This window comes from Staphylococcus sp. MB377 (genome assembly GCF_001922505.1).
GTDB classification, from domain to species: domain Bacteria; phylum Bacillota; class Bacilli; order Staphylococcales; family Staphylococcaceae; genus Staphylococcus; species Staphylococcus haemolyticus.
This window is the reverse complement of the sequence record NZ_MAON01000020.1, coordinates 1-7866: the sequence shown is the minus strand read 5'-3', so window position 1 is coordinate 7866 and position 7866 is coordinate 1. Positions and strand designations below refer to the sequence as shown.

Below are 7866 nucleotides of genomic sequence, written 5' to 3'. Positions count from 1 at the left end.
TTTTTTCTCAATCACTTCATCTGAAAAATTTAGATTTTTATCTTTAATTTTTAATGTATTTAATATAGACTTACACATAGGCGCATTACCTTTCTTTTTTATTTTGTTTGGTAGCTAATAATTATAGAGGTAATTGCGCCATTTTTGTATTCAAACATAAAAATTGGACTGATGATTTTTAGTCATCAGTCCAATTTATTATAGAGCCCTTTTTTAATATATAAGTTCATCGCCCCAATTAAATAAGTTATGGTAAAATATAGGAATACATAAAGATAAACGAAGATGCAATTAAGGAGCTAATTTCAATGATAAAATTTATTCACTGTGCAGATTTACATCTCGACAGCCCCTTTAAATCTAAAAGTCATTTGGCGCCATCAATTTTTGAAGATGTTCAAAACAGTGCTTATGAAAGCTTTAAGAAGATTGTCGATACAGCATTAAAAGAAGAAGTTGATTTTGTTCTCATCGTTGGAGATTTATTTGATAGTGAGAATCGTACGTTGCGTGCTGAAGTATTCTTGAAAGAACAATTTAAGCGATTAGAAAAAGAACAAATTTTCGTTTACATAAGTCATGGTAATCATGATCCACTTACTGAAAAAATTACTAATGATTGGCCAGATAATGTTTCGGTCTTCTCAAATAGAGTAGAAACATATCAAGCTATCACAAAAGATGGAGAGACAATTTTTGTTCATGGTTTTAGCTATCAACATGATACAAGTTATGAAAATAAAATTGATGAGTATCCATCTAGCCAAGGTAAAAAAGGTATTCATATTGGAATGTTACACGGTACTTATAGTAAATCTTCAACTAAAAATCGCTATACTGAATTTATTTTAGAAGATTTGAATCAAAAACTATATCATTATTGGGCACTTGGCCATATTCATGAAAGACAAGAATTAAGTGATATGCCACCAATTTACTATCCTGGAAACATTCAAGGACGTCATTTTGGTGAGCAAGGACCTAAGGGATGTTTATTGGTAGAAGGTGACCATTTACGATTAAACGCTACTTTTATTCCAACGCAACAAATTAGATTTGAAGAAGCTGCTATCAATACAGACAAACTTACAAAACAAGGTATCTATGAAGCAATTCAATCCTTCAAAGAAAGCGTACGTTCTGATGGAAAGGCTTTTTATAGATTAACTGTAAATGTTGACAGTGATAGACCCATATCTTCACAAGACATTAGTCAAATTAAAGAAATGATTGATGACTATGAAGAAAATGAACATCACTTCGTAATCATAGAAACCCTCACATTTAAATATATGCAAATGGATGAAGTGCCTCTTGTAAGAGAGTTTTCAGCTGATTTAATCAAAGACAATAAAGTGTTTGAAGAGGCGATGACTGAATTATATTTAAACCCTAGAGCATCCAAATATTTAGAAGATTATACTGAGTTTGACACTGTTGAACTTGTTAATCGCGCTGAGAACATTTTAAAGGCAGACATGAGAGGTGAAAGTGATGATTATTAAATCTTTAGAGATTTATGGCTATGGTCAATTTGTGCATCGCAAAATAGAGTTTAACCGTGAATTTACGGAAATTTTCGGTGAGAATGAAGCTGGTAAATCAACGATTCAAGCTTTCATACATTCTATACTTTTTGGCTTTCCAACGAAAAAAGAAAAAGAACCTCGACTTGAACCACGTATGGGTAATCAGTATGGGGGAAAACTTACGCTTATACTAGATGACCAATCAGAGATCGTAGTAGAGAGAGTTAAAGGTAGCATTTCAGGTGATGTAAAAGTTTACCTAGAAAATGGTTTGATTCGAGACGAAGCTTGGCTCAAGAAAAAATTAAATTACATTTCTAAGAAAACTTATCAAGGTATATTCTCGTTTAATGTGCTTGGATTACAAGATATTCACCGTAACTTAGATGAGGACCAATTACAAAGTTATTTACTTGAAGCAGGTGCATTAGGTTCTTCTGAGTTCACAATGATGAATAAAATGGTCAGTCAAAAGAAATCCACGCTTTATAAAAAGGCTGGAAAAAACCCAATACTCAATCAACAGCTCGATGAATTGAAAAGCCTTGAAGCCCAAATAAGAGAAGAAGAGACTAAGTTAGATGATTATCATCGTTTAGTTGATGATAGAGATAAATCACAACGTCATTTGGAACATTTAAAAGCCAATCTAAACCAATTATCAAAAATGCATGAAAGTAAACAAAAGCAACTTGCTATTCATGAACAGGCCCAAGAATGGAAAGATTTAGAGCAAAAACTTAATATTGAGCCATTAAGTTTTCCGGAAAAAGGGATCGAGCGTTATGAAACTGCTTCAAATTACAAACAATCTCTAGCTAGAGATATAAGTTTGCGTGAAGAGAAATTAAAACAATTAGAGAATGAATTTAATACAATTCCTGCTTTGAACGAAGATACAGCTAATCATATTTATCATTTAACTCGTGATGAAAATGAAATTCAACAAGCTGAAATGAAATCTTCTTCACTTAAGCAAGAAATTGATGATTACGAGCGTCAAGAAGCTGATTTGAAAACAAGTATTGGTTGGCAAGAAGTTTATCACAATACAGATACCTCTGAATCTATGAAGAATTATGTTAGTGAAACTATCAAGACGCGAAATGAACAAAAAGTGTTAAAACAACAAATTGAAAGAGCTATTGATGAAAATCAAATTGAACAAAATATGCTATCTCAGGAAATAGAAAACTTGGAAAAAGATTTAGTTTCTGAAGATTCACTAGATAAAAAGAAACAATATAATCAACAAAAGTTAGAACTACATGAGAAAGAGAATCTGTATAACAAACTTAAAGATACTTTTAATTCTGATAAAGAAAGAAAGCAAAAGCGAAATTGGTGGCTTAGATTAAGTTTTATAGTGTTATCTATAGTTGGTCTGGGTTTAACACTATTCTCATTTGTGACACAAAATTTAATTTTCGGAGTTATATTTGCAATCTTAACTGTCATATTTATTATTGGTACTTTCTTGGTTAAGACAAAAGAAATTGATTACAGTGAATCAATTAGTGAAGAAATTAATGATTTGGAACAACAAATTAATGATTTGGAATCTAATTACGATTTAAACTTCGACTTAGATCAACAATTTCAACTTCGTGAACGTTGGAGTAATACAAGTAACAATAAAAGTGTATTAGCTAATAAATTAAATCATCAAGAAAATTTACTGCAAAAAACAGAACAACAAATCAATGACTTAACTCAAAAATTAAATGCAGTTAAAGAAAATGTGAAAGTACCTAATGAAATGACAGATGATTTATTACTAGATAGCTTTAAAACTATGAATCAACTTAAATCAAATGACAGTTACCGCAGTAAATTATTAGATCAACATCAACAAGTAAATCAGAAATTGACGCATTTTTATGATAAAGCGCTTAAAAATACTGGAAATGAAATCACACCATTTAATAAAGCTTCACTATTTAATGATATGAAGAGCTGGATTTCTAAATACGAAAGTAATAAAGAGAAGAAAGAACAACTTAAAAGTCAAATTGAGTTATTAAGTAATGAATTGAAACAATTAAAAGAACAATTAGAAGAAAATGAAAAAACTATTAATAAATTATTTACTTATATCAATGTTTCAAGTGAAGAAGCATTTTATCAATCTTACGAGCAATATCAATTGTATCACCAACAACTTGCAAGATTTAATGATTTAACTGCATATCTCGAAAATCAAAATTTCTCTTATGAAGATAGTTCGAATTTGAGCGAAAAAACAACTGCTCAATTGGAAGAAGAAGATGTGCTTCTTGCTAAACGAGTTGATGCATATAACGATCAGTATTTAGATAAACAAACTGAAGTTAGTGACTTAACCGCTCAAATTAATTACATGGAGACAGATAAAACATTATCTAAGTTAAGACATGAGTATTATAACTTGAAGAATAGAATGAATGATTTAGCTAAAGATTGGGCTAGTTTAAGTTACTTAGAAGCATTAATAAATGAACATATTAAGCAAATTAAAGATAAACGATTACCTCAAGTTATAAATGAAGCTGTAAAAATATTTACGGATCTGACACAAGAGAATTACAATATGATAACTTATGAAAATGATACAATAATGGTTAAACACAATAATGGCCAAATGTATCATCCACTTGAACTAAGTCAATCAACGAAAGAATTATTATATATTGCACTTAGAATTAGTTTGATTAAGATTTTAAGACCTTATTATCCATTCCCAATAATTATTGATGATGCTTTTGTTCATTTTGATAAACAAAGAAAATCTATGATGTTAAACTATTTAAGAGAATTAGCCAAAGATTATCAAGTGTTATACTTCACTTGTATGAAAGATGCTGCAATTCCTTCTAAAGAGATGCTAATTTTAAATAAACTAGAGGAAGGCGGAAAACGATGAGAAATGTAGAAAAGCTAAACCCAGGAGATTCGGTTGAAAATTTCTTCTTAATTCATAGAGCTACACAAGGTGTTACTGCTCAAGGAAAAGACTATATGACTTTATTCTTACAAGACAAAAGTGGTGATATTGAAGCCAAACTATGGACTGTTAGTAAAGAAGATATGCAGATTCTTCAACCTGAGACAATTGTTTGGGTTAAAGGCGACGTGATTAATTATCGAGGTCGTAAACAGATGAAAGTCAATCAGTTTAGATTATCTAAACCAGAAGACGGATTTAAGACTCAAGATTTCGTTGATGGTGCACCTTTATCTCCGGATAAAATCCAAGAAAACATTTCACACTATATATTAGATATTGAAAATGCTAATTTACAACGTATAACACGTCATTTATTGAAAAAATATCAAGATAAATTCTTTACGTATCCTGCAGCAAGTTCACACCATCATAATTTTGCAAGTGGTCTAAGTTATCACGTACTTACAATGCTAGAAATAGCTAAGTCATTATGCAACATTTATCCATTGTTAAACCGTAGTTTGTTGTATAGTTCAATTATTTTGCATGATTTAGGTAAAGTAAGGGAATTAAGTGGTCCAGTTGCTACAACATATACAGTTGAAGGTAATTTGCTAGGACATATATCAATTGCAAGTGATGAAGTGGCGGAAGCGGCGAAAGAGTTAGGAATTGATGGTGAAGAAGTGATGTTACTTCGTCATATGATTTTAGCACATCACGGAAAAATGGAATTTGGATCACCTAAGTTACCACATTTAAAAGAAGCAGAAATATTATTCTTTATTGACAATATCGATGCTAAAATGAATATGTTTGAAAAAGCATTTAAGAAAACCGATAAAGGTCAATTTACTGAACGAATTTTTGGTATGGAAAATAGACAGTTTTACAATCCAGAAAAATTAGACTAATTAAAAAGCGTTTTTACCTTACAATGTCAATTATTGTATAGACAATGTAGTGGGTAAAAACGCTTGTTTTATACAATTTTGAACACGTGAAAGGGAGCAAGTCTTAATTCTTAACGAATTGATTGACTTGCTCCCTTACTATTTAATGTTAATACTATGAAAATTATGAAGATAAACCTGATGCAGCTGAAGAACTATCTGAAGATGACTGTTGTTGTTTAAGTTTCTCAGGATTTAAAATAGTGTTTTCTACAGCTTTCTTGATATCACTGTCTTTATAATCTATATCATATTCCTTTAATAAATCTTTATACGCATTTGTTAAAATCTTAGGATCTTTTTGTACCTTTTGTTCGATTAGTTTGGCTTTAAGTTTAGATTTTTGTTTGTCAAAATCATTCTCTTTATCGGCTTTAATGACATGGTAACCATAGTCCGTTTTAACCACATCTGAAACTTGACCTTCTTTTAGTTTAAATAGTGCTTTTTCAAATTTACTTACCATTTGTCCTTTAACTACATAACCTAGAGAACCATCTTTTTTGGCACTTGAAGAATCCATAGATTCTTTCTTAGCGATTTCTCCAAATTTATCTGGGTTCTTTTCAACTTCTTTTTGAATTTTTTTAGCTTTCTCTTTAGCCTTTTTGTCTGATAAACCTTCTTTATCACTGCTGCTTGATTTAACTTTTATTAAAATATGAGAGGCTTTTTTAGTGTTTTCTTTAAGTTCTTTGTCTGACACTTTAACTTTATCAGCTAATAATTGTTTTTGATATGCGGCAAGTTTTTTCTGTTCTTTATAATCATCTAAAGACATACCTTGTTGTTTAAGCATACTTTCAAATTGATCTTTGCCACCATATTGTTTTTGTTCTTTTTTAATTTCATCATCGATATCTTTTGTATCAACTTTATCTTTATATTTATCAGCTAGAATTTTATTCAATGCAATGCTAAATGACGTACTAGCAATTTGTTCGTCACCAATTTTATTCATTACATCTTTTACTTTTACATCTCCAGCTTTAGAAGAGATTAATGTATTACTTTCTGAATCTGTTACATTTGAACCGCATGCACCTAAAAGTAAAGCACTCGCAGTTACTGGAACAATTAATTTATTCATAATTTTCATAGTTGATAGCTCCTTTTACATTAATAACAACGTTACTATAACATATTATGAAAACATCACCAATTAGAAACAGGCTAGATACTGCCAAAGAATGAGATTAAGTAGGGCTTAAATATTAAAAAAGTATCGAACTTGAGGCATAACATATGTTTCAAGATCGATACTATGATACTTACTGAAAAGATTGATATGGCACTTTGTTTAATATATTTATACCTGTTTGATGCTCCTCAATAAAATGACCTTCATTTGAAAAAATAATAATCTTAAGATATAAAAAATCCATTACAGATATGCCAAAATTTAACGCAAGCAAAAACATAAAATAGTGTCCGTATTGCGGAAAATGCATCGTTAGAAAAATCAAAAATATAGTTATTAAAATAAAAGGTAAAATTAAATTAATACAAAAGTATATCTTATGTACAGGCGTACTTACATACGTATTAAAATAGGGTAACCAACGCTTTTTGTTTAATTTATGAATTCTAAATGAATTAACATAAGGTAAGAAAAAGAGAAGGTGTAATGTTTTATGGATAGGGTACATAAGTGCAACAAATATTAATAAAATAACAAAATGTCGATCTGATAAAGGTGTATTTACAAAATAATACATTATTTCATAACTAATTAAAAATGCGATGACTGTAATAGTAAAACTTAAAAATGCAATTCTTGGTACACCAAATCTTGCATGAATATCAATTTGACGTTTACATAGAAACATACTGACACCTCTTAATAGGTCTTATTTATATACGCTACGTATTATCTAACTATCAGTAACAACAGTCAAGCCAATTTTGGCATTAATAAAGAGAGTAGCGAAATATTCAGGCTCTACGTCAAATCGGACTGATGAGTCCAAATATTGAGATTAAGCAACCTTAGGTTGTTTAATCTCTTTCTTTGTTGTTGAGGCAAATAGTCGCGAAGTTATAATAATTCGATTACGCAAATTATCATAATTTCTATAACCAAAAGATACCCTTTTAATGAGTTTGATTTTATTATTAATTCCTTCTAACGGACCGTTGGTCAGGTTAGAATATGTCATAGTATTTTCAATGAAAGCTGCTAATCGTCTTAAAGTTCTAATGACTGGGCGTAATTTAGTACACACATCTGAAAGATGAATAGAAAAGAGTTTATGATTAAATTTCTCTATTTGATTTTCTTTTAATAATCTTCTTAGCTCATGAACGTAGTGATATGTATTAAATAATTCTATATCTACACCTAATAAGTAATTTATAATGCCTTTTTCGGTTTTCCACTCTTTAAATAAATGGACTTTATGATAATTAAATGCTTCTAGCGTTTCAAAAGGTTTAAGAAATAGTTTCCAATAACTTT

6 protein-coding genes are annotated in these 7866 nt (G+C 29.9%); 3 read left to right on the top strand and 3 right to left on the bottom strand.

The window, feature by feature from the left end; all coding sequences use genetic code 11:
• Window positions 1-308 precede the first annotated feature (308 nt).
• From BB045_RS05165 to yhaM, 3 genes are read left to right on the top strand one after another with little or no spacing between them, the layout of a single operon-like run.
• A complete protein-coding gene (locus tag BB045_RS05165) occupies window positions 309-1505 on the top strand; it encodes a metallophosphoesterase family protein (protein WP_053025412.1) in 1197 nt (398 codons plus the stop codon).
• On the top strand, window positions 1495-4431 hold the full coding sequence (locus tag BB045_RS05160; RefSeq protein ID WP_075140569.1) for an ATP-binding protein: 2937 nt from the start codon (window positions 1495-1497) through the stop codon (window positions 4429-4431). The genes BB045_RS05165 and BB045_RS05160 overlap by 11 nt, the downstream gene beginning before the upstream one ends.
• Window positions 4428-5369: a 3'-5' exoribonuclease YhaM gene (gene yhaM, locus BB045_RS05155; protein WP_053025408.1), complete on the top strand. Its 942-nt coding sequence runs from the start codon at window positions 4428-4430 to the stop codon at window positions 5367-5369. The genes BB045_RS05160 and yhaM overlap by 4 nt, the downstream gene beginning before the upstream one ends.
• A gap of 163 nt (window positions 5370-5532) precedes the next feature.
• Here yhaM and prsA read toward each other — a convergent pair whose 3' ends face one another.
• From prsA to BB045_RS05140, 3 genes are all read right to left on the bottom strand, one after another.
• Complete coding sequence (gene prsA / locus BB045_RS05150; RefSeq protein WP_075140568.1) at window positions 5533-6507, bottom strand: peptidylprolyl isomerase PrsA; 975 nt, start codon at window positions 6505-6507, stop codon at window positions 5533-5535.
• Window positions 6508-6679: 172 nt separating this feature from the next.
• Window positions 6680-7237, bottom strand: a complete 558-nt coding sequence (locus BB045_RS05145) for a DUF3267 domain-containing protein (RefSeq protein WP_075140567.1) — start codon at window positions 7235-7237, stop codon at window positions 6680-6682.
• Window positions 7238-7387: 150 nt separating this feature from the next.
• A partial coding sequence (locus tag BB045_RS05140; protein ID WP_142236925.1) for a transposase occupies window positions 7388-7866 on the bottom strand: 479 nt, incomplete at its 5' end.